The sequence below is a fragment of the Rhodanobacter sp. MP1X3 genome (genome assembly GCF_014207165.1).
Classification (GTDB): Bacteria; Pseudomonadota; Gammaproteobacteria; order Xanthomonadales; family Rhodanobacteraceae; genus Rhodanobacter.
Window position 1 is genome coordinate 343299 of sequence record NZ_JACHCO010000005.1, and the last position, 22800, is coordinate 366098.

Sequence of the window (22800 nt, forward strand, 5' to 3'; positions counted from 1 at the left end):
ATGGCCGAACCGACCACCACCAGCTCGATCGCTCTCGTCGCCACCGGCGTCAGCATCGCCACGCTGATCCCCGGCATCGATGGCAACGCCATCATCGGCGCCTTTGCCGGTGCCGCACTGATGGCGCTGCATGCGCGTGAGGTGTCCATGCGCTCGCGGCTGGCCTACTTCGGCATCAGCTGGATCATGGGTTACCTCGCTGCACCGCTGCTCATGCGGCAGATCCCCCTGCAGGAATCCGGCGTCGCGTCCTTCATCGCCGCCGCCATCGTCATTGCCCTCACCGTCCAGTTGATCGAGCGCATCAAGACGATCGACCTCACGGCGTGGATCAGCAATCTGCTGCGCCGCGGAGGCCCGTAATGGATCACCTGATCGCCCTGCTGCTGTTCGCCACCAACGCCATCACCGGCGTGCGCCTTTTCCTCTACCGCCGCGAGGGCGCCCGCTACCGGCCGATCGTCAGCATCGCCGCCTGGCTGCTGATCGTCTCCACCGGCAGCACGGCGCTCGGCATTGCACTCGGCCAGTACCCACCCGGTGACATTCACCTCGGCGACATCGGCATTGCCCTGGTGCTGTGCGTACTCAGCCTCACCGCCCGCGGCAACGTCGCCGCCATCCTACGGACGAACCACGATGAACAACCCCAACAGCCTGCGCGTCGGTGACCACGGCAGCGACGTCACCGTGCTGCAGACGCGGCTGGTCCGCGCGGGTCAGCCACTCACCGTCGACAGCTGGTATGGCGCTGCGACCGAGGCCGCGGTGCGCGCGTTTCAGCGTAGTCATGGCCAGGTGGTCGACGGCATCGTTGGCCCACGCACACAAGCCGCATTGACCGGCATCATCGACCCGCTGGCACTCACCCAGAACGACATCGTCGCTGCGGCCGCCACACTCGACTGTGAGTCGGCCACCATCAACGCCGTGATCGAGGTCGAAAGCCCGCGTGGCGGTTTCCTGCCCGATGGTCGCGTGGTGATCCTGTTCGAGCGGCACGTGTTCTGGCAGCAGCTGGTGGCGGCAGGCATCGATCCGACCACCGTCGCGCTGCCGGCGTCGATCCTGTCCCAACAGCGCGGCGGCTACGTCGGCGGCGCCGCGGAATACGCACGCCTGGCGCAGGCCGTCGCCATCCACCCGGAAGCCGCCACTGCCGCCTGTAGCTGGGGCCGCTTCCAGATCATGGGCTATCACGCGACCTCACTCGGTTACGCCAGTGCGATCGCGATGGCCGCCGCATTCGCCAAGGGCGAGGGTGAACACCTGGTCGCCTTCGTCCGCTTCGTCCAGTTGGATGCGGATCTGCTCAAGGCCTTGCGCGCGCGCAAGTGGGGCGCCTTCGCCAAGCTCTACAACGGCCCGGCCTACGCGACGAACCTCTACGACACCAAGCTGGCCAGCGCGTACGCGCGACACAGCGCCGCGCTCAGTGCGACCGCGGAGGCTGCATGACGGTGCTGCGCCAGATCCTGTTCGGCGTCGCGCTGATCGCCGTGTTGTGTCTCTACGGGTGGATCACCCAACACCGCATCGCCACCGCCGAAGCGCGAGCCACTGCCGCCGAGGCAGGCGAACGCATCGCGCAGGGCCAGCTCGCACAGAAACAGGTCAGTGATCACATCGTTGTGCAGTACGTCGATCGCGTGCAGGTCGTGCACGACATCGGCGCCACCCTCACCAAGGAGATCCCCGTCTATGTCACTGCCCAAGCGGATGCTCGTTGCCTCGTGCCTGTTGGCTTTGCCCGCGTGCACGATGCCGCTGCCGCGGGCGTATTGCCCGACACCCCCAGCGCTGCTGATGCGCAGCCCAGCGGTCTTGCACTCTCTGCCGTCGCCGGCACCGTCGTCGACAACTACACCACCTGCCACGCCACCGCCGCTCAGCTAACCGCGCTGCAGGACTGGGTGCGCGTCAACACCGCGTCCGGTGCCAAGCCATGAAGAAGCCGGCCAGCCTGCGCGCCGCCCTCGTGGCTGCCCTGCCGGATCTCGCCCGCGATCCCGAGCGATTGCTGGTCTTCATCGACGCCGGCTCGCTGCACAGCACCTACGCGCCCGGCCTTAGCTATGAAACTGCGTACACGCTCAACCTGATCCTCACCGACTTCGCCGGTGATCCGCTCGTCGTATGGGTGGCTATCCTGATCTGGCTGCGTGTCCACCAGTCCGAGCTGCTCGACAACGTCGACAAGCGCCAAAGCGGCATCACCTATGAGGCCGACATCATCGACCACGACAAGGTCGACCTCAGCATCAAGCTGCAACTCACCGAGCGCGTCATCGTCAAGGATCTTGGCAACGGCAAGCTGGATATCCGCATCGCCGACGAGCCGCAGCCCGAGGCCAAGCTCACCGCCGAGCATTGGGAGGTCTACCTGCGCGAGCAGTTGATCGCCCGTTGGGACGTGCCGCCGGCGTGAGCGACGATCTCGTCCTGCTCGAGAACTGGGCCGCCGGCCTGCTACTCAAGCTCGCACCCGCCCGCCGCCGCGCGATCGCCCTGGCCATCAGCCGCGCATTACGTCACAGCCAACAGCAACGCATCGCGGCGCAGATGGACCCCGATGGCGCTGCGTTCGTGCCACGCAAGGCACGGAAAAAACTGCGGGGCAAACAAGGCCGCATCCAGCGCGATGCCATGTTCACCAAACTACGCACCGCCAAATACCTCAAAGCCAAGGCCACCGATGCCTTCGCCAGCGTTGAGTTCACCGGCCGTGCCGGGCAGATCGCGAGCGTGCACCAGGTGGGCGGCGAGGATCGCGTGACGTCGCATGGCCCACGCGTGCGTTATTCACGTCGCGTCCTTCTAGGGTTCACGAAAGCTGATCGATCACTGATCAGAAACGTTCTTCTTGAGAACCTCCTCTATCGATTGGCCTGATCCTTGCTCGGAAATTCAGTGTTCATCGGCGCCTATGGCCGATCTATAGATAGATGTGCAAGACTCAACACAGGCGGCCAGCCGGGGGGGACCAAAACATGCCAGAAACCAGCATTCCAGATGCTGTAGCGGGACTGTACGCGGCCGACCCGAACCGGGACTATATAGTCGTGTCTCACGCAGTTTCGAGACACCTACACTATAAACTTAGCAGTCTGATTGCGTCCAAACAGCGCAACAAAGCCTGCACGATGTTTTTGACAACGTATGGTGGTGACCCAAACGGCGGCTATCGAATTGGTCGATGTCTACGTCATCATTACACGCAAAACATCAGACTGGTGGTGCCAAGTTTTTGCAAGAGCGCGGGAACGTTAGTGGCTATCGCTGCTGATGAGTTAGGTATTGGTGATTTTGGCGAACTCGGACCTCTAGATATTCAAGTACGGAAGGCTTCTGAGCTTGAAGAAAGTAGCTCTGGCCTTGATATCATGCAGGCATTGCAAGCTGTCACGTTGCACACACAAGTTACGTTTCACAGAATGCTGGTTGAGTCGCGCGGCCTTGGACTTTCAACAAAACTCTGCTCGGAATTTGCAGGTCAAGTGGTTTCGGGTATGGCTGCGCCACTGTTTTCGCAGATCGACCCGATTAGGCTTGGAGAGATGCAGCGAGCAATGCGAGTAGCATTTGAATATGGCAGCAGGTTGGACAAGTACGGGCAGAATCTTAAAGATGGCGCGCTGGTGCAGCTGATCAACAACTATCCAGCTCATGGGTTTGTCATCGATCGCAAAGAAGCGTCTGAACTTTTCGAGCGTGTGTCGCATCTAACAGATGCTGAAAAGACATTTTGTTACGCTGCGTGGGAGTCGCTCGGTAGCCAAACCGACATTGACCCTGTGATGGTCGAAACAGCTCAACAAAGTAACCAAACAGGAACTAATCATGAAAACTCTGGTGCAAAAGTCGACGATGGGCTTGGAACCGAGGCAACCGGAAAGGCTGACCCCAAAGCAGGGGCAGGGGTCAGCCAAAGAGGAGGCAACGGTAAAAAAGATGCATCAAGACCAGATGGACAAGGCGTTCGAGTTCGCGCGGATGGTGTCGCGGGGACCGAATAAGGATTTGGATTTAGCCGAAGCAATATGATCGGTGCACTGCCTACAAGAAAAGGGCCTCGTTTCCCAGTGAGGCCTTTTCTGTTCCGTTAGGCTCGCTGCCTTCTACTGAACGAAGCGATTCGGTGGCTCACGCTGAAGTCTTTTTTCAGCGACGTCAAAATAGCCCTCCGACATCTCCACGCCGACGAAATGATGGCCAGCGCGCAGCGCGGCAACGCCCGTAGTTGCGCTACCCATAAAGGGATCAAGAACGGTACTGGCCGGCGGTACGATCGCCAACAGCTTCTCCATCAGCGATTCAGGCTTGCCGACCTGATGCTGCTTGCCACCGAGCTGCGGATGCACGGGTAAAACACCAGGCAACACCACCGGGTGCGCCTTGATATCGAGCGGCCCGCGGCTGGCCCACACCACGTATTCGGCCTGGCTACGAAAGCGACCACGCTGTGGACGGCATCCGCCGGTTTTGTCCCACACCACGATGCCCTGCCAGACCCAGCCGGCCACCTGCACCGCATCGGTCATCGTCGGCAACATGCGCCAGTCGATGAACGCGAGAAGATGCCCGCCGGGTTTCGTCACGCGATGACACTCGGCCAGCCACTGGCTGGCCCACGCGAGAAACCCACGCTGGTCGCGGAAGTCGCCTTCGAAGTCAGGCAGCGGCGCCTTGCTGCCGCTGTTGATGTACTTCTCGCCGGTCGGCCGTGCGCGGGCGGCCATGGTCTGGCCACCGGAGCAATACGGCGGGTCGGTGATCACTGCATCGACGCTGGCATCAGCCAGGCCGCGTAACACCTGCAGCGCGTCGCCGCGATGGATCGTGTAGGGAAGAGTCGTGTGCGTCATGAGTGTTTCCGTTCGGTGCTCCCTGGCTCGCTGGCAGGGGACTCGACACGGCCCTCAAAGAATTGATCGTCCCGCAGCGCGGGCACTTGATTTCGATGACATCAAAAACACGGGCGCGCGCGAGCAACTTCGCGCAGCGCGAACAGCGGACATCCTGCATCACTCAGATCCTGTTTGACGGGCGTGATAGCCTCGCCGGGCTCCGTCGACGGGGTGTGGAGCCTTTGGCTTGGCCTGCAGGTGTTGCTGCGGTGTCGGGTGGCTGGTGCCGCGTTGACGCGCGTCGCCGGCCGCTCCACTTAATGAGGCGGCCATGGTGCCCTGCGTGGGGTCCCGCTGGGCAGGCCGCTTCCGATGTACCAGCCCACTGGTACATCGCTACCGCCTCGCACGCGTACGTATGCCCTTAGCACCATGCCGGCATGCCTACGCCACGCGCTCCCTGCCTGCCATGACGGTCACCACGTCCGTCGACCTATCGCGTCTGCCGCCGCCCGAGGTAGTGGAAACGCTCGCGTACGAGCAGATCTTCGCCGAGACGCTGGCCGACCTGATCACGCGCGATCCGTCGTTCACCGCGTTGGTGGAATCTGATCCGGCGTACAAGATCCTGCAGGTCGCCGCGTACCGCGAATTCAACCTGAGGCAACGGGTGAACGATGCGGCCAAGAGCGTCCTGCTCGCTTTCGCCGTCAAGGGGACACTCGACAACCTCGCCGCCTTCTACGGCGTGACCCGTCTCACCCTCGACCCAGGCGATCCATCGCTGGGCATCCCGCCGACGGTTGAATCCGACGACGAGCTACGCCGCCGCGTCACGCTCGCGCCTTCCGGTTATTCCGTCGCCGGCCCGGATGACGCGTACATCTTTCTCTCGCTCAGCGCGTCCGGCCTGGTGCTCGATGCCAAGCCCACCAGTCCGACACCGGGCAAGGTCGTCGTCAGCGTGCTGTCACGTATCGGCGATGGCACGGCCGATGATGATCTGCTCGCCATGGTGTACAGCGCGCTCAGTGCAAAAACCAAGCGCCCGCTGACCGATCACGTCACCGTGCAAAGCGCGCAGATCGTCCCCTTTGCCATCGTCGGTACGCGCTACACCTTCGGTGGTCCCGATAGTGAGCTGGTGTTGGCTGCCTCCGATAAAAACCTCGCAGCCTATCTTGCAAACTCTAAAAAGCTCGATCGCGACATCACGCTCGATGGCATCTACGGCGCATTGCGCGTGCCGGGCATCCAGCGCACGGATCTGACGTCGCCGAGCGCCAACATCGTCATTAGCGGCACGCAGGCCGCCCACTGCACATCGATCGCACTCGCATATGGCGGGATCGATGAATAGCCCCCCGAGGGGACGCAGCCTGCTGCCGCCCAATGCCACGACCAGTGAGCGCGCCATCGAGGCCGCCACCGCACGCCTCGCGGATATTCCGGTGCCCATCGCCGAGCTATGGAATCCGCACACCTGCCCCGAGGACAAGCTCGCGTGGCTGGCATGGGCACTCGGCATCAGCGCGTGGAAGAGCTACTGGCCACTGGCCGTCAAACGCGCACGCGTCGCCAGTGCGATCGACATCGCCCGACGCAAGGGCACCGCGCAAAGCGTCTTCGACGTCATCGCCAGTTTCGGCGGTTCGGTGGTGCTCACCGAGTGGTGGCAGATGGACCCAGCCGGCATCCCGTACACCTTCGACATGCAGCTCACCGTGTCCGGCGTCGACGGCGAGCCGGCCAGCGCCGCGTTCGTTGACGACGTCATCGCCGAGGTCAGTCGCACCAAGCCCACGCGCAGCCATTTCACCTTCACGCAGACGGCCACGCTTACTGGACGCCTCCGCGTCGCCGTATTCATCCGTCCCTGCATCTATGCCCGCCTGAACCTGTACGCCGAGGCTGCCACACCATGACCGCACTCAAAATCATCGTCACGGCCGCCGGCCGCGCCGCGTTGAGTAATGCCACACACGACGGCACGGCGTCCACCACCATCGTCAGCGTCGGCATTACGGCCACCAGCTTCACCCCGTTGCCCACGACGAAGGTCATCCCGGGTGAGAGCAAGCGCATCAGCACGATCAGCGGCGGTGCGGTCGCTACCGACACGTTGCACGTCACCATCCGTGATGACAGTACCGACACCTACAGCGTCCGCGGCGTCGGCCTGTACCTTGCCGACGGCACGCTGTTCGCGGTGTACAGCCAACCCACCGACCTGCTGCAAAAGAGCAGTCAGGCCACCATGTTGCTTGCCGGCGACGTGCAGTTCGCCGACATCGATGCCAACAGCCTCACGTTCGGCGACACCAACTTTCAGATGAGTCTGGCCACCACCGATGTCACCGGCGTGGTGCGGTTCGCCACCGATGCCGAAACCCTCACCGGCACCGACCCTCAGCTCGCCATCACGCCCAGGAGCCTGCTGGCCGCGCTCAACGAGCGCCTTGGCGTCGGCGCACCGAGCGCCTTCGTCAAGACGCTACTCAACAAGGTCAGCGCGCTGGCATTCGTCACCGCGCTGGGCATCCGTGGTGCGGCCTCGTACGACACCGGCAGCAACAACGGACTGGATGCGGATTTGCTCGACGGCCAGCACGGTGCGTACTACCGCAGCTACGGCAACCTCACCAATGTACCGGACGCTTTCACGCCGTCCGCGCACCAACACTCCGCGACTGACATCACCAGCGGCACTCTACTGGTGGCACGCGGAGGTACCGGCGCCAGCAGCTTCACCACCGGCAATTACCTGGTGGGCAACGGCACCGGCACACTCGCGGAAAAAACCCCGGCACAAGTGCTGGCCCATATCGGCGCCGCTGCCCTCGCCCACTCGCATCCAATCGCCGACATCAACGGTCTGCAGACCGCGCTCGACGCACGGCCGCTGCAGACGGCGGTGACCACGCAGATCACCGCGGCCGTGAACGCGCTGATCAACGGCTCACCCGGCGCACTCGACACGCTAAAAGAACTCGCTGATGCGATGGGCGATGACCCCAATTTCGCAGCGACAATGACCAAAGCGCTGGCGGCCAAGCAGAACTCACTCGGCTTCACGCCGGTGCAGCAGGGCACCGGCTCAGGTCAGCTGAGCAACGCGGTGAAAATCGGATGGAGTGGTTCGAAGGTCAAGGTCACTATCGATGCGACCGATATGGGCAACGTCGCGTTGGAAAGCTGGGTGAATCAGACGGCGATTCTACGCGGCAACAGCAACAGCACGGCCGGAACCATTTTCTCATCTGGCGCGCCGCCGAACATTTCATCCATCAGTAGCAGTGGCAACGACCGCAATACGTCCCTGCAAATCGGCAACGCCGCCAACAACAGCGCGTCGGCAACGATGTCCTTCATTCGCGAGGGTCAGTGCGGCGTCCACTTCGGTCTGGACACGGACAACGTGATGAAGATCGGTGGCTGGTCGTATGGCGCTGTCGCCTATCGCATCATCCATGAAGGCGTCGCCAACCCGGCGCTGCAAGGCACGTGCTACGCCACCGGCGGATTTCAGGTGGGCTCCTCCAAGGCGCTGAAAACAAAATTCAAACGCGTCCGATCCGGGCTCGCTGAAGTGTGCGCCATCGAGACGGCGAGCTACGTCTACAAAAAGGCCTACAACCCCGATGGGCGCCGTCGTCTGGGCGTGATTGCCGAACAACTGGAACCCCTGATCCCCGAGGCTGTCAGCGAAGACGGCGCCGGTCGCAAGACCGTGGATTACGCGCAGATCACGCCTGTATTGATTCAAGCCATTAAAGAGCTTTCCGCACGCGTCGACGCACTCCACGCATAAACCCAAAAGGTATTTTTACGCATGACAACCAACGCACGCATTCGCACCATCGCCAACGGCATCACCGCCGAGATGATCGCCGAGCAAACCCATCTTCTTTACGACCCGTCGACCGGCAGCGGCGTGGTCTCCTTTCAGGCGCGCGAAAGCCTGTTCGTCAACAACGCGTATCAGCCATTGAACGGCGACTATGACGTGTTGCAGGTCACCATTGCTGACATTGCACCGCGCTGCTTTGGCGTCGGTACCGACCCTGTAACTGGTGCCGATTTGTCGCAGGTATCGACGGCTGGCTTAGCGCTAGTCATCAAGGTGGCGTACGACACGCTCTACAACGAGCGCGCGGCCGTCATGGCAGCGCACGCCGAGGCTGCCGCGGCGTCACTCATGCCGGCTCCGGTATCGGAAACGGCAGTCGGCTGATGTCGGGCTATCGCAATGGCGCCGCTGTCGATGCCGACAACCTTTTTGATACCGACATCGTAGGCGACGGGCCGCAAGCCGAGAACTTTCGCCTCTCGAACGGGGTGGGTTTGAAATACGCCGCCGCGCCCTATGGAACACCGGGACCGAGTTTCGGTTACCGCAACAGCGCGGGCGTCGATAACGGCCCGCGATGGACGACCAAGGGAACGGCTGTCTACAGCCTGCCCATCAACGGCAAGCAATATAACGCTGGCGATGTCGCGGCTAATCGGCAAACGGCTCAAGCGAACATTTATTTCAACGTCTCTGCGGACGGCACCTATAACGTCACGGGTTACCGCGCACACGCCGCCGCATCCGGTAATCCCCCTGCGGGAAACACGGTCAACGCCTCCGGCACATGGAGCACCTTCGGGCTGGCCGTCTCGGCCGTGCAAGTCGCCTTCAGTGGATCGTGGACCCTGCAGCAGTCGTCAGGAACAACGAGCGGGAGCTTTGGCAGTGCATCGAACTGGCTCTCCTGCGGCGCGGCGCAGCAAGCAGGCTTAGCGCAAACCGTAGGATTCCAAGGCGGTTCCAAAGACCAGAGCGGTGCGCTCACCATTCAATTCCGCAACGCTTCAACGGGGCAGGTTTTGTCGACGACAACGATCACACTCCACTGCAGCGTGGACGGCTCCGTCTAAGCGGACATTCGACGAGAGGACGGCATCGCTTTTACACGGGATGCTGTTTATCGATGTACCAGCCCACTGGTACATCGGCCGCGCCTAGCTCTCGCGCGCATGGCATTAGCACCATGCCGGCATGGATCAGCTCGTCGAAATCTTGCGTCTGCTGCAGAACCTGCTGCGCTTCGGCACGATCGCCTCCGTCGATCATGACGCGGGCGTGTGCACGGTAAAGACCGGCGCGCTGGTGACGCGGCCGATGCCGTGGTTTGTGGAACGTGCCGGTGACGCCAGCACGGGCTGGGACCCCAGCATCGGCGAGCAGGTCATGGTGTTCTGCCCCGGCGGTGATACGGCGCGCGGCGTCGTGCATCCGGCGATCTACTCCAACGCGGTACCGCGCCCTGCCGGCAGCGCCACGGCCAAGGTCACCACGTTCCGCGATGGCGCCGTCTTTCGCTATGACCCCGAGTCGCATCAGCTCACCGCGACGCTGCCCGAGGGCGGCAAGTCGCATGTCACCGCCTCCGGCGGCATCACTCTCGCTGGCGATACCCGGATCGTCGGCAAGCTCTCGGTCACCGACGACACCGACCTCGGCGCCACGCTGCACGTCGCCAGCGATGTCACCGTCGATACGAAGCTCACGGCGACCATCGACGTCACCGGCGGCGGCAAGAGCGTCAAGGGCCACGCTCATCCCATCGAAGGTCCCGTGACCGGAGCGCCGCTGTAATGCGCGGCATGGATCGCACCACCGGCAAACCGCTGGACGGGCTCGCGCACCTGCAGCAGTCGATCGGCGACATTCTCGGCACGCCGGTCGGTTCGCGCGTCATGCGCCGTGATTACGGCTCGCTGCTGCCGCGCCTGATCGACCAGCCATTCAACACCGCCACAAAAATCCGCCTGGTCGCCGCCGTCGCCACCGCGTTGATGCGCTGGGAACCGCGCGTCCAGTTGTCGCGCGTGTTGATGGCTCTGGGCGACCAGCCCGGCCAGGTGGTGGTGACGCTCGAAGGCGTGCGCACCGATACACCCGTCGCCCAACCCGCCGCGATCACCGTCCCTCTGCAACTCAGCGCCGTGCCCTAACGGCATCACCCGAGGATTCACCATGCCCAACGATTACCACCACGGCGTCCGCGTTGTCGAAGCCACCTCCGGCGCGCGCACGCTGACCGTTCCCTCCACCGCCGTCATCGGTCTGGTCGCCACCGGCGAGGATGCCGATGTCGCCGCGTTCCCGTTGAACACCGCGGTGCTGGTCACCGACGTGCAGGCAGCGATCGGCAAGGCCGGGTCGGCCGCCATGGGTACCTTGCTGCCGGATCTGCAGGCCATTAACGCGCAGACCAAGCCGATCGTGATCGTGGTGCGCGTGGCCAAGGGTGTCGACGATGCCGCCACCAGCAGCAATGTGATCGGTACCACCGACGCCAACGGCCGGCTCACCGGTATGCAGGCCCTGCTCGGTGCGCAGGGTCGCCTCGGCATCAAGCCGCGCATTATCGGCGCACCCGGCCTGGACACGCCGGCCGTCGCCGTCGCATTGGCCATCGTGGCAAAGAAACTGCGCGGCATGACCTACGTGCACGCCCACGGCGCCACCAGCGTCACCGAGGCCATCGCGTACCGCGCCACCTTCAGCCAGCGCGAAGTGATGGTGATCTGGCCCAACGTCATGGCGTTCGATACCGTCGCCAGTGCCGACGTCGAAGTGCCAGCGGTCGCCTACGCGCTCGGCTTGCGCGCGCAGATCGATCAGGACCAGGGCTGGCAGAAAACCATCAGCAACGTCGCCGTCAACGGTGTCACCGGCATCAGTCGTGACGTGCACTGGGATCTGCAGGATTCGGCGACCGATGCCGGCGTACTCAATGCCGCCGGCATCACCACGCTGATCAACACGCAGGGCTTTCGTTTCTGGGGCAACCGCACCTGCAGCGATGATCCGGACTTCGTCTTCGAGTCCGCCACGCGTACCGCACAGGTGCTGAGCGACACGATCGCTGACGGCTTCCAGTGGGCCGCGGACAAGTCGATGTACCCGAGTCTGGTGAAAGACATCATGGACGGCATCAACGCCAAATTCCGTGACCTCACCACCGGTGGCTACATCCTCGGCGGCACCGCCTGGTACGACGCCAGCGCCAACGACCAGAGCACCCTCGCGGGCGGCAAAGCCGTCGTCGACTACGACTACTCGCCGGTGCCGCCGCTGGAGGATCTTCTGCTGCGCCAGCACATCACCACCTCGTACCTGGCCGATTTCGCCGCGGCGATCAACGCCTGACTGTCGTGCGGCCGCTACGGCGGTCGCGCGTCCCCGCACCTTTAGAGGAACCTCGCCATGGCACTGCCCAGCAAGCTCAAAAATTTCAACGTGTTCAACGACGGCGTCAACTACGCCGGCAAGGTACCCGAGATCACCCTGCCCAAGCTCAGCCGCAAGATGGAAGAGATCCGCAGCGGCGGCATGGACGGCGGTGTCGAGGTCGATCTGGGCGGTGAACTGCTCACGCTGGAATACACCGCCGGCGGCATCGTCCGCGAGGCGATCCGACAGTTCGGTGCCACCAGCGCCACCGCCTACATGACGCGCTTTGCCGGCGCCTACCAGCGAGACGACACCGGTGACGTCGATGCGGTCGAAGTAGTCGTGCGCGGTCGCCCGAAAGAGATCGACATGGGCAACGCCAAGCCCGGCGATGACACCGCACACAAGTACAGCATCAGCTGCGCGTACTACAAGCTGACGATCAACGGCTTCGTCGAGATCGAGATCGACCGCCTCAACTTCATCTTCAACGTCGGCGGCGTCGATCGCCTCGCCCAGCAGCGCCGCGCGCTCGGCCTGTAACCCTCATCCCTGACCACCCGATCCCTACGGAGAGATTTATGACGAAGCACACCGACATTCCCGCGCAGCCGAACAACGCCACGGCCACCGTCACGCTCGACACACCGATCACGCGCGGTGAGCAGACCATCACCCGTATCACGCTGCGTCGTCCCAAAGCCGGCGAGCTGCGCGGTGTGAGCCTGGCCGATCTGGCCCAGATGGAAGTCAGCGCCATCGCCAAGGTGCTGCCACGCATTAGCGATCCGTTCCTCACGTCCGAGGACATCAACAAACTCGAAGCGCCCGACCTGATGGCGATCGGCACCGAGATTCTCCATTTTTTGTTACCGAAGGACGTCAAGGCTTCCCTCGCTACGTAGAGGACGCCATGGCCGACATCGCGGTGGTGTTCCACTGGTCACCCGCCGCGATGGTCGACCTCACCTTGCTGGAATTGATGCAGTGGCGCGAGCGCGCCCGTGAACGGTGTGGAATGGAGTAGCGCGTGGATCTCAAACTACAGGTGCTGCTGCAGGCGCTGGACAAGGCCAGCGCGCCGCTCAAAAAGGTGCAGGGCTCCGCGACCGGCGCCGCTGCCCAACTCAAGAAAACCCGCGATGCGCTGCGTCAGCTCGACCAGACGCAGAAACAGGTCGGCGCGTTCCGCCAGCTCAAACAGGGCAGCGTCGAGACGGCCAAACGCATGGCCGATCTACAGGCGCGCACGCGTGCGGCAGCGGCGGCGCTGAAGGCCACCGCCAACCCGTCGGCCAAGCTCTCGGCGGAGTTCGGGAAGCTCACGCGCGAAGGCGCCAAGCTCAAGACCGAACACACCGAACAACAGGCCAAGCTGCAGGCACTGCGCAATGCGCTGCGCGAGGCTGGCATCAACACGCACCAGCTCGGCACCGCCGAGGCCGCGCTGCGCGCGAAGTCGGCCAGCGCCACCACCGCGATCACACAACAGACCGCGGCCTTGCGTGCGCAGGGTATGCAGGCGCAGAAGCTGGCCACGTTGCACGACCAACTGCGCAAGCGCGAAGCGCTCGGTGCACACTTGTCCATCGCCGGCTACGCCACCCTCGAGGGCGGCCGTCGCGTCATGGGCCAGATCACGCCGGCCATCGACGAAGCCAAGCACTACCAGATCATCACCGAGCAGTTGCGTGCGCAGGGCACCAGCGCCGCCGACGTGTCACGTGCGCAGCACTTCGCGACCAACGACGCGACCATCGGCAGCTCGCAGACCGAGAAGCTGGAGATCCTCAAGGACGCCAACAGCATCTTCCGCGACATGCACGAAGCGATCGCGGTCGCCCCGTCGTTGCTCAAGACCAAGCTCACCTTCGAAGCGTTGATGGCGTCCAAGGGCGAAGGCGCCGGTCACGGGCAGGAGACCATCGGCGAGCTGATCGCGGCGATCCAGACCGGCGAGCTGCGCAACGCGACCAAAACACCGGAAGCGTTCAGCCATCTGCTCGACATGATGACCAAGGCCTATGTCGGCAGCGGCGGCCTGGTGAAGCCCAGCGACTACCTGGAGGCGATGAAGGTCGGCGGCGTGGCCACCAAACAGATGGACGAGAAGTCGCTGTTCTTCGGCGCCATGCACACGATTCAGGAAATGGGCGGCATGCGCTCCGGTACCGGTTTTGCATCGGCTTATCAAAACTGGGCGGCCGGCCGCAGCACCCAGCAGACCGCCGAGGCGCTCAGCCAACTCGGCCTGTTGAACAAAGGCGCGGTGAAGTACGGCAAGAACGGCCACATCACCAAGATGCTACCCGGCGCACTGAAGAACCAGGCGCTGTACGAGACCAACCCCTTCGAGTACCTGATGAAGGAGGTCATCCCGCGCATCGATCCGAAGGGCAAGCTGACCGAGAACGAAGTGGTCAGCAAGCTCAACAGCCTGTTCAGCGCGCGCAAGGGCGGCGACCTGTTTGCCGGCATGTACATGCAGCGCGGCAACATCCAGAAACAACTCGCGGCGTCGGCCGATTTTGAGGGCACGGACGCAGCGTACCAGCGTGCGGCAGATACCGCGCAGGGGCAGGAGGCTGAACTGCTCGCACAGAAGGCCAACCTCTACAAAGCGCTGGGCACCACCCTGCTACCGGTCTACGTGGGCGCGTTGCAGAAACTCGTCACCCTGCTGAAAGCCCTCACCGGTGCAGCACAGCGACATCCAGCAATCGCCAAAGGCCTCACTCTGATGGCTGCCGGTTTCGGCGTCCTAATGGTCGCTGCCGGTGGCGTCATGATCGCGCTGGGCGGCTTGATCGGCCAGTTCGCGCTGCTGCGCTTTGCCATCGGTCGTGCCGCGCTGTCGCGTCGTGGTGCCGGCGGTGAAGCCGCTGGCGTCGGCCTGCTCGGCCGCGTTGGCATCGGCGCACGTGCCGCGATGCTGGCCATCACCGGCATCAGTTTGCCCGTGCTGGCGCTGGTCGCCGCCGTGACCGCGCTGCTGTTCCTCGTGTGGAAATACTGGGGGCCGATCAAAGCGTTTTTCGTCGGTCTCGGCCAGGGCATCCGCGACGTCGCCGGCCCCGCCTTGAATGAGCTAGGCCAGGCGCTCGCACCACTGAAGCCGGCATGGGATGCCCTCGCGATCGCCATGGGCGCGGTGTGGCGCGGGATCACTCAGCTGTTCACACCCTTCGAGGCCACCAAGGAGCAACTGGCCGGCGCCACCGCCAACGGCGTGAACTTCGGCCGCGTGCTGGGTGAGGTGCTCATGAGCGTCATCACGGGGGTCACGTGGCTGGCCAAGGGCTTCACCGCCGTCGGTACCGCGATCGGCACGGCCGCCGGCTGGATCGTCGTCCATGGGGGTCAGTTAATCGACTGGCTGGGCAGCACCTGGTCGACTGTCAGCGAGGCGATCAAGGCGCCCTTCGTCACCGCGTTCCAATGGATCTCCGACAAGATCGACAGCTTCATGGCGCAGTGGCGTGCGCTCAAGGCCAAGCTTGGCATCGACGGCGATGCGGCGGTAGCAAGTGGGCTGCACTGGAACACCGGTGCGGATGACGACGTGAAACCACCGGCGCGCTTCACCCTGGACAACCGACCACCGCTACGTGCCGGCGGCGGTGGCTCGATCACGAACCACAACCAGTACAGCGTCACGGTGCAGGCGATGCCGGGACATGAGGATGCCGCGGCCCGAGCCGCCTCGGCGGAATTGGATCGGCGTGAACGTGCCAAAGCCGCCGCCAGCCGCAGCCGCCTGAGTGATACGGAGTAACCCATGCTGATGTGCCTTGGCCAGTTCGTGTTCCAGTTGTCGGATCTCGCGTACAGCGAGCTGCAGCGCTCCACCGCGTGGCGACATGCGGCCAACAGTCGTGTCGGTGCGCGGCCGGCGCGGCAGTTCGTCGGCCCAGGCGATGACGCCATCACGCTGTCCGGCGTGCTGGCGCCGGAAGTCGCCGGCAAGCTGGACAGTCTGGATACCCTGCGCGGCATGGCCGATGCCGGTGACGCCTACGCGATGATCGACGGCGCCGGCCGTGTGTTCGGCGCATGGGTGATCGAAACACTGTCCGAGGGTGGCAGTGCGTTCACGCAGGACGGCATCGCGCGCCGCACCGACTTCAGCATCGGCCTCAAACGCAGCGACGATATGCTGGTGTCCAGCGCACCACCGGGCAACGGCGCCACCATGGCGACCATCGACGGCAGTGGCAGCGGTGCGAGCCATCTCGCATGACGAGCAGCAACCCGCAGCCGCGCTGGAAGGTCACGCTCGATGGCCGCGACCTCACGGCGACCTTGATGCCGCGCCTCGTCGGGCTCGCCGTCACCAGTTGCCGGCAGGACACTGCCGACCAGCTCGACATCACACTCAGCGACCATGATGGCCAGCTGGCGCTGCCACCCACCACCGCCACCTTGCGCGTATGGCTTGGCTGGGACGACAGCGGCCTCACCGACAAGGGCAGCTTTGTCATCGATGAGCTGGAGCATGCCGGCGCCCCTGACGTGATCGTGATGCGTGGGCGTAGCGCCAACTTGCGCAGCGATCTGCGCCAGCAACGCGAGCAGAGCTATAGCGACACCACCGTCGGCGCGATCGTCAATCAGCTCGCCGGCCGCAACAAGCTCACCGCGCGTTGTCACCCGGATCTGGTGGCGATGGCGATCGACCATATCGACCAGACCAACGAGAGTGACATCAACTTCCTGACGCGGCTCGGCAAGCGCTATGACGCGGTCGCCACGATCAAGTCCAGCGCGTTGATCTTCTGCCCGATCGGTCAGGGCACCACGGCCACCGGCCAGCCGCTGCCCAAGGTCACACTGACCCGCGCGCAGGGCGACCAGCACCGTTACCACGTCGCCGACCGCAACGCGTACAGCGGCATCCGTGCGCTGTACGACGACACGCGCAGTAGCAAGACGCGGGACGTGCTGGTGGGTGTCGACGACGGCAAGGGCGTCAAGACGCTGCGCACGATCTACGCCACCAGGAGTAATGCAATGCGCGCCGCGCGCAGCGAGTACACGCGGCTACTACGCGGCACGGTAACGTTCAACTACACGCTCGCCCGTGGTCGCGCGGATCTCTATCCCGAAATGCACGTCACCGTGCGCGGCTTCAAACCGGAGATCGATGCGGTGGACTGGATCATCGTCAAGGCCGAGCAGTTGCTCGGCGATGCTGGTTTTATCACCCAGCTGGAGCTTGAGCATCGCGACGCCAAGAACCCGCCGGACAGCGACGTATGATCCGAAAGAACGGCCGGTAGACCGAGGGCATACATCCCCTTAGACCAAACAGCCATCCAATAACGTTATCGACTCCGCCAGGATGCGATTTCCTTTTTAAGATCGGGGTCGCTCGCCAGCTCTTCTATCGCTTGTTTCGCCAGCGGATTCTTTGATTTGCGCAGGGCTGACAGCAATAAGACGCGGCTTTCGCCTTGCGTGCGGTCTTTTGCGATGGCGATCAAGTCTGCCAGCGTCTCGTCAGTGACCGCAACCGATAGCGCACAAGCTAGACCATCCTTAGCACCCAACCGGAACTCCTTAGCGTCGCCAGGCCCTTTGATACCCCAGCCCGTCGGTGCCTTACGATATTCCTCAACCAGTATCGGCCACGCATTTCGCACTTCTGGTTCGGGAACAGCCAATGAGCGAGCGATGGTTTCCCTGACCGCATCCGAATATGGCATCTGTAGGTGCTTCAACAAAATAGGAATGACTGCCTCATACCTTTCGGACATGCCAATCAAATCACCAACAGATTGAATTTTTAATCCGGCAGCTTGCAACTCCGACAACAAGCCAGCAGCCTCTATACGAATTCGGGCGACACTTGCTATGCGTTCCTGTTCTCGTACTTTGTTGATTTCACGCAGCCGAGTCTTTTCGTCTTCGGTTAGCTTGAGCCGCACAAAATCATTTGCGGTAAGCCGTTCAAGCTGTTCATTGCTCAATGGCTCGTGCGCCGACACTGATTGTTTTGGATTCATCATTCTGGGATGTACAGATGGTTGATAGTGCCGCTGTCCACTGCATTCTGCAGCGGGCCTGACAACTGAGTACTCGACCGAGTATAGAGATCGAACCGGAAACCTTGGCTTTGGGCATAGTCCGAGAAGTCGCGCAATTGACTCGTAAAGCTGAGACTGTTTACATTCTTTACCTCGCTGAGGGTTCTTGCAAATGGATTTAAACCGTCAGGAATTCGCGTCCGGCCATTGATAGAGATTTTGGCCTTATCGCCAATGTCATAGGCTTCGTTAACAGCCGCCTCGCCCTCGCGCCCAAGCTGTCCTGCACTTTTTGCCACGCTTGACGGGCATATCACTCCCGCTCGAACTGGTTGCGACCGTCCAAACGTTTCAACGTAGAGCACTTGCTCCCCAAGCATATCGGCGGTGTAAAGCGCTGACATGCCATAGCTACCGTGCTGCCAGGATGTTACTGCCGCATCCCATGCCCCCTGTCCAGGCACAAACGCCAGCAGCCAGGGTGAGCTGTGCTGATCCAATCCGAGTGAATCGATATAGCCCAATGGGTTGTTACCCACCGCGGCATACGTGCTCATACCGGCGCCCAGACCTTCCGGATCACTCTGCAAGAAGCGCCAACTGGCCTGCTCGCGAGTCCGGTAGCCGTTGCTATTCAACTCCGACTCGGCGTCGTAGTACTCGCCCGCGGATCGCAGATTGAGCACGTACCCATTCGTTGACACGGGTGACAGCTCCTCGAACGCATTCCCCACATAGGACCATGACCAGATCGTGGCACCACTGCCATTGCTCACCGCACGCGGCGTGCCGAGGTGATCGGCGGTGACATAGTTGACCGTACTGGTTGAGCCTGCGGTATCAACGGTAGCCACCGGGATATCGCCCAACCAGATCGTGTCGCGGTTGTTGGCGCTGGTGTATTCGCCGATCGGATGGCTCTGCTCGTCGTAGGCATAGCGTTGAGTGATCGCCACGGGCGACGTGGCGATCTTCTGGATACGCTGGCCCATCGCATTGTAGGTATACGTGCCCACGGTCACACCGCTGGCTTGCACCACCGTCAGTCGGTTACGGCCGTTGTAGCCATAGCCCCAGGTCTGGCCCGCACTCGTGCTGGCGGTGCTGTTGCCATTGGCATCCGCGGTGCGGGCGGCGGTGCCGATGCTGCTTAACTGGTGTGTGCCGCTGGTGTAGGCGTAGCTACCTACGCCAAGGCCACTCCCCGTCTTGGTCAGACGGTCTCCGGTCGGGTTATAGGTAAAGCCTTCAACCGCGGTGGTGCCATCAGCGATATTGGTGAGCCGGTACAACGGATCGTAGCTGTAGGTTTCCGTGGCCGGATTGGCGCCCGCCGCTGCACCTTCGGCGGTGATGTCACCCATCGCATCGCGCGCGAAATGGAGGTTCAGTGCCAGACTGGTGAGATCGGTCAACGCATCGTTCGCATTATAGGTGCGTGCAATGACCTGACCGTTGCCCAGCGTGTAGCTATTGATCGGCCCGAAGGGGCGGTAGGTGATGGCGCTCACGGCGGTCACGGTCGCGCCCATCGGCGGGGATACCGTAAGGCTGGTCACGCGGCCATCAGCATCGCGGGCATACGTGGTCGTGGTGCTGTCGGGATTAACCGATGTCAGCAGACGATCCGCCAGGGTGTAGCTATAGCTGGTGGTATCCAGCGTCGTACCCAACAACTGAAGCTTCTGAATGACATTGCCGCGGATGTCGTAGCAGTAGGTGGTGGTGACGGCATTCTCGACCACGCGAGTGAGATGCCCCACCGGGCTCGACGCAGCGCAACCCGTGACCGTATCGGCCTCGTCGTAGTGATAGCTGACGTTGAGGGTGGTGTCGGTATAGTCGGTGCTGCTCAAACGGTTGAGCACATCATAGGTCGAAGTGCTGACCACGCCTTTGGCGTCGGTGTGTGTGAGGCGGTTGCCAGCGGCGTCGAAGGTATCAGTACTGGTGCCGGTGTCCGGGCTTTGCAGCGTCTTTCCGTTGCTTAAGCCATCGTAGGTGTAGGTGGTGGTGAGACCACTGGGATCGGTGATGCCGATCAGTCGATCCAGCGCATCGAGAGTGAAACTGCTGGTCGTGTTCTTGGTCGCGGTATCGGTGCCGTTGTAATTATCGATCGTGCTGACCAATCGATTCAGCGCGTCGTAACCCTGCTTGCGTTGATAGCCCAGAGCATCGACGGACTGCACAAGATTGCCGTTGGCATCGTAGTTGCCGCTGGTGCTGGCGTTGAACACGGTCTGGCTCAGACCGTCCGTGACCTTCGTGAGCTGGCCAAGCGTGTTGAACGTACGGCCCAGTGTGCGCGTGGCGACACCCGCAGCGGTGAAGGTCTGTTCCTTGGTATGGTTGCCTGACGCGTCCAGCGTGTATTGAATGTAATTACCCAACGCATCGGTGATCGTGGTCAGGCGATGCGCGGTGTCGTAGCCGTAGGTGGTGACGACGCCATCCGGGTCGGTGATCGTGGCGATCGCCCCGTACGGTGTGTAGGTGATGGTGGTAGTGGCATCACCCGAGGAGGCTGCGCCGCTGGCCAGCGCACGCACAGTGCATGTGTATAGCCAGCCACGTGCTGTATAGGTCAGATCGGTGATCACGCCATTGGGGGCGATCACGCGGGTGACGCGACCGGCGCCATCGTAGCTAGCGTAAGTGGTGACGTGTCCCAGCGCATCGGTGACCGACTGCAAGTCGCCATGTTTCGACGTGGCGCTATCGGTCAGGTAGTAGGCGTAGGTCGTGACGTCCGTCAGATCTGTGCGCGGGCCGGTCGTCGTCAGCAAGAGACCGATGATTGGGCATTGCACCGTATCGACGGCGGTGCAATAGGCACTCGTCGAGCGGCGCACGCCGCTGGGCGGTGTGCCGGTGATGGCGCAGGTATACGAGGCGGCGGCAGCGATGGTGGGGTCCATCTGGCATTGCGCCGTGGGCTCGCCGGCCGCGTTATAGACCCATGCCATCTGCGCCACGGTGTTGCCGTTGTTATCGAGGACGGTCCGGGTCAGCGGCACGCGCAGCGGAATGTTCCAAGTCGTGGTGGTGGTGCGCTGGTTCGTTGTACCGGAGGCATCGACCTGTTGATCCAGCAGGCCGTTGGCGTCGTAGGTCGTCTTGGTGACGACGTTTTTGAAGTCCGTATAGGACAACGGATAACCATTGGCGTCATAGGTTTGCGCCGACCACGGCTGATTGCACTGCGTACCGCACGGCAACGAACTGCTGCCAGCCTTGGGCGCGCCAAGGATGTTCTGAAAACCGACCGTGGTCGTGAGGCCGAGCGGCGTGGTCACTGTGGCCGAATCGCTGTAACTGGAGGCGGTGTCGTAGCTGAAGGTCGTGAGATCGGCACCGGTGGCGAAGCTGGAAGAAATTGCATGATTCGCGCTGTTATAGCCGGTGTTTTCGAAGCGTATGCCGGCTTCGTCGATCACCCCGGTCAGCGCATTGGGCAGATTGGTGCCGGAGGTCAGGGAGGATTCGTTGTACACGTACTGAAGCGTCTTGCCGTCGGGATACTGCACCGAGGTCAGATTGCCGGTAGTGCTGTCATAGCCGTAAGTCAGCACGCCGCCATCGGGTACGGTCACCGTGCTGAGAAGTGCACTGCTGTTGTAGATGAACTGAAGTGTGCGACCGTTCGGATCGGTGACGGTCAGCAGGAGATTGGGTTGTGGTGCGACCGAGGCCGGGGTGGTTGCCGTGCTGTAGGCAAGGGTCGTTACGGTGCCAGCCTGATCCGTGATGGATTGCAGCAGACCCGTGGGCGAATACTGCTCGGACTGATGGGGAGCCGCCACGAAGACGGTATATCCCGTGGGGTTACCGCTGGCGTCGTCCTGTTCGGTCAGGGTATCGGGGTTATCGGCTTCGGCCACCCATGCGCCGCTGCTTTGCTGGAACTGTTCTCGCGTGCCGTCCGGTCGGGCGAGAACGATCACACTGATGCCGCTAGAACCGGGGCTCGATCGCAAGATATCCAACGAACGATCGAACGAGTGACGCCAGCGCACGCCCAGGGTGGCTGATGCCACCTGGGCTCTGCTGTTATAGAAACGCCGAAAGGTCAGCCATGCCGAGTCACGGTAATCCGTGTCTTGCTGAAACTTGTTGCCTGAAGACGCATTGATCGGATCGCCATGCATCGGCGTGCCGAATATTTTATGGAGATCGCGCGCCATATCACCGCTGCTGCCGGCTGGGCTGGAACCGCTTCCCGCGTCCCCATTGTGACCGTTACATATCGTGCAACCACCCGCACTTTTCAGCGGATCAATGCTGTAAGTAGTCGCGTAAACCGAACCGGAAGCAAAGCCATAATCGGTGCAGTCAGTGCGATCTGCATTACACATGGCGATTGTGATTTTGGCGACCGTCAGCCCGTCATTGGAAGTAGTCTGCGAACTGCTGAAATAAGTGACGTTTTCGGGCCCACATACGCTGGTCGTGCAATAGTTAGTCAAGAGAGCGTTTGACAGTGCCGATTCAGCAGATCCTAGACTTTGATAAAAAACTTTCGTCGTGGTGTTACCAACATAATTTTCACTCGTATAGTACGTGGGGCCGTAATAGGTCTGCGCTTTTGCTGCGCTCGGCAGCGCCCATCCGGCCAGCAGTAGCAGCCCGAGCAGAAAGACCATGCGGCCGATTTCGATGCGGCGTTCGATACGCTTGCCAATCCCTGACATACATC

24 protein-coding genes are annotated in these 22800 nt (G+C 62.4%); 21 read left to right on the forward strand and 3 right to left on the reverse strand.

Annotated features, from left to right (window positions below; genetic code table 11):
- From HDE79_RS15255 to HDE79_RS15285, 7 genes are all read left to right on the forward strand, one after another.
- Complete coding sequence (locus tag HDE79_RS15255) at nucleotides 1-363, forward strand: putative holin (protein WP_184602934.1); 363 nt, start codon at nucleotides 1-3, stop codon at nucleotides 361-363.
- Nucleotides 363-671 (forward strand): phage holin family protein, encoded by a 309-nt coding sequence (locus HDE79_RS15260; RefSeq protein ID WP_184602936.1) that lies wholly within the window; start codon nucleotides 363-365, stop codon nucleotides 669-671. The genes HDE79_RS15255 and HDE79_RS15260 overlap by 1 nt, the downstream gene beginning before the upstream one ends.
- A complete protein-coding gene (locus HDE79_RS15265) occupies nucleotides 640-1458 on the forward strand; it encodes an N-acetylmuramidase family protein (protein ID WP_184602938.1) in 819 nt (272 codons plus the stop codon). Before HDE79_RS15260 ends, HDE79_RS15265 begins: the two co-directional genes overlap by 32 nt.
- Nucleotides 1455-1949 (forward strand): hypothetical protein, encoded by a 495-nt coding sequence (locus HDE79_RS15270; RefSeq protein ID WP_221440179.1) that lies wholly within the window; start codon nucleotides 1455-1457, stop codon nucleotides 1947-1949. Before HDE79_RS15265 ends, HDE79_RS15270 begins: the two co-directional genes overlap by 4 nt.
- Nucleotides 1946-2428: a phage tail protein gene (locus HDE79_RS15275; protein WP_184602940.1), complete on the forward strand. Its 483-nt coding sequence runs from the start codon at nucleotides 1946-1948 to the stop codon at nucleotides 2426-2428. Before HDE79_RS15270 ends, HDE79_RS15275 begins: the two co-directional genes overlap by 4 nt.
- The gene (locus HDE79_RS15280) at nucleotides 2425-2892 is read left to right on the forward strand and encodes a phage virion morphogenesis protein (protein WP_184602942.1); all 468 of its coding nucleotides are present in this window, start codon (nucleotides 2425-2427) and stop codon (nucleotides 2890-2892) included. Before HDE79_RS15275 ends, HDE79_RS15280 begins: the two co-directional genes overlap by 4 nt.
- Before the next feature lie 98 nt (nucleotides 2893-2990).
- Nucleotides 2991-4016, forward strand: a complete 1026-nt coding sequence (locus tag HDE79_RS15285; RefSeq protein WP_184602944.1) for a hypothetical protein — start codon at nucleotides 2991-2993, stop codon at nucleotides 4014-4016.
- Nucleotides 4017-4118: 102 nt separating this feature from the next.
- Here HDE79_RS15285 and HDE79_RS15290 read toward each other — a convergent pair whose 3' ends face one another.
- Nucleotides 4119-4865, reverse strand: a complete 747-nt coding sequence (locus tag HDE79_RS15290; protein WP_184602946.1) for a site-specific DNA-methyltransferase — start codon at nucleotides 4863-4865, stop codon at nucleotides 4119-4121.
- Between the two features lie 400 nt (nucleotides 4866-5265).
- Between HDE79_RS15290 and HDE79_RS15300 the strand changes: the two genes are divergently transcribed.
- The 14 genes from HDE79_RS15300 to HDE79_RS15365 all read left to right on the forward strand — a co-directional run bounded on the left by HDE79_RS15300 (nucleotide 5266) and on the right by HDE79_RS15365 (nucleotide 17334).
- Nucleotides 5266-6207, forward strand: coding sequence for a baseplate J/gp47 family protein (locus tag HDE79_RS15300; protein WP_343205983.1), 942 nt, complete (start codon nucleotides 5266-5268; stop codon nucleotides 6205-6207).
- Nucleotides 6200-6772, forward strand: coding sequence for a phage tail protein I (locus tag HDE79_RS15305; protein WP_184602950.1), 573 nt, complete (start codon nucleotides 6200-6202; stop codon nucleotides 6770-6772). The genes HDE79_RS15300 and HDE79_RS15305 overlap by 8 nt, the downstream gene beginning before the upstream one ends.
- Nucleotides 6769-8658, forward strand: a complete 1890-nt coding sequence (locus HDE79_RS15310) for a tail fiber domain-containing protein (RefSeq protein WP_184602952.1) — start codon at nucleotides 6769-6771, stop codon at nucleotides 8656-8658. The genes HDE79_RS15305 and HDE79_RS15310 overlap by 4 nt, the downstream gene beginning before the upstream one ends.
- A 21-nt stretch (nucleotides 8659-8679) precedes the next feature.
- Nucleotides 8680-9081 carry a hypothetical protein gene (locus HDE79_RS15315; RefSeq protein ID WP_184602954.1) on the forward strand — a complete coding sequence of 134 codons (402 nt, stop codon included), beginning with the start codon at nucleotides 8680-8682 and terminating at the stop codon, nucleotides 9079-9081.
- Nucleotides 9081-9770, forward strand: coding sequence for a hypothetical protein (locus HDE79_RS15320; RefSeq protein ID WP_184602956.1), 690 nt, complete (start codon nucleotides 9081-9083; stop codon nucleotides 9768-9770). The genes HDE79_RS15315 and HDE79_RS15320 overlap by 1 nt, the downstream gene beginning before the upstream one ends.
- 121 nt (nucleotides 9771-9891) lie before the next feature.
- Nucleotides 9892-10491 carry a phage baseplate assembly protein V gene (locus HDE79_RS15325; protein WP_184602958.1) on the forward strand — a complete coding sequence of 200 codons (600 nt, stop codon included), beginning with the start codon at nucleotides 9892-9894 and terminating at the stop codon, nucleotides 10489-10491.
- The gene (locus HDE79_RS15330; protein ID WP_184602960.1) at nucleotides 10491-10850 is read left to right on the forward strand and encodes a GPW/gp25 family protein; all 360 of its coding nucleotides are present in this window, start codon (nucleotides 10491-10493) and stop codon (nucleotides 10848-10850) included. The genes HDE79_RS15325 and HDE79_RS15330 overlap by 1 nt, the downstream gene beginning before the upstream one ends.
- Before the next feature lie 22 nt (nucleotides 10851-10872).
- Nucleotides 10873-12051 (forward strand): phage tail sheath protein, encoded by a 1179-nt coding sequence (locus HDE79_RS15335; protein ID WP_184602961.1) that lies wholly within the window; start codon nucleotides 10873-10875, stop codon nucleotides 12049-12051.
- A 57-nt stretch (nucleotides 12052-12108) separates the two neighbouring features.
- The gene (locus tag HDE79_RS15340) at nucleotides 12109-12618 is read left to right on the forward strand and encodes a phage major tail tube protein (RefSeq protein WP_184602963.1); all 510 of its coding nucleotides are present in this window, start codon (nucleotides 12109-12111) and stop codon (nucleotides 12616-12618) included.
- A gap of 38 nt (nucleotides 12619-12656) precedes the next feature.
- The gene (locus HDE79_RS15345) at nucleotides 12657-12980 is read left to right on the forward strand and encodes a phage tail assembly protein (protein WP_184602965.1); all 324 of its coding nucleotides are present in this window, start codon (nucleotides 12657-12659) and stop codon (nucleotides 12978-12980) included.
- Between the two features lie 8 nt (nucleotides 12981-12988).
- Nucleotides 12989-13102: a GpE family phage tail protein gene (locus HDE79_RS15350; protein ID WP_184602967.1), complete on the forward strand. Its 114-nt coding sequence runs from the start codon at nucleotides 12989-12991 to the stop codon at nucleotides 13100-13102.
- Nucleotides 13103-13105: 3 nt separating this feature from the next.
- Nucleotides 13106-15850 (forward strand): hypothetical protein, encoded by a 2745-nt coding sequence (locus HDE79_RS15355; protein ID WP_184602969.1) that lies wholly within the window; start codon nucleotides 13106-13108, stop codon nucleotides 15848-15850.
- 3 nt (nucleotides 15851-15853) lie between these two features.
- Nucleotides 15854-16315, forward strand: coding sequence for a phage tail protein (locus HDE79_RS15360; protein ID WP_184602971.1), 462 nt, complete (start codon nucleotides 15854-15856; stop codon nucleotides 16313-16315).
- Nucleotides 16312-17334, forward strand: coding sequence for a phage late control D family protein (locus tag HDE79_RS15365; protein WP_184602973.1), 1023 nt, complete (start codon nucleotides 16312-16314; stop codon nucleotides 17332-17334). The genes HDE79_RS15360 and HDE79_RS15365 overlap by 4 nt, the downstream gene beginning before the upstream one ends.
- A 65-nt stretch (nucleotides 17335-17399) precedes the next feature.
- Here the strand turns inward: HDE79_RS15365 and HDE79_RS15370 are convergent, their stop codons facing one another.
- Nucleotides 17400-18080 (reverse strand): hypothetical protein, encoded by a 681-nt coding sequence (locus HDE79_RS15370; RefSeq protein WP_184602974.1) that lies wholly within the window; start codon nucleotides 18078-18080, stop codon nucleotides 17400-17402.
- Nucleotides 18080-22288 carry a putative toxin gene (locus tag HDE79_RS15375; RefSeq protein ID WP_184602976.1) on the reverse strand — a complete coding sequence of 1403 codons (4209 nt, stop codon included), beginning with the start codon at nucleotides 22286-22288 and terminating at the stop codon, nucleotides 18080-18082. Before HDE79_RS15375 ends, HDE79_RS15370 begins: the two co-directional genes overlap by 1 nt.
- Nucleotides 22289-22800: the final 512 nt, after the last annotated feature.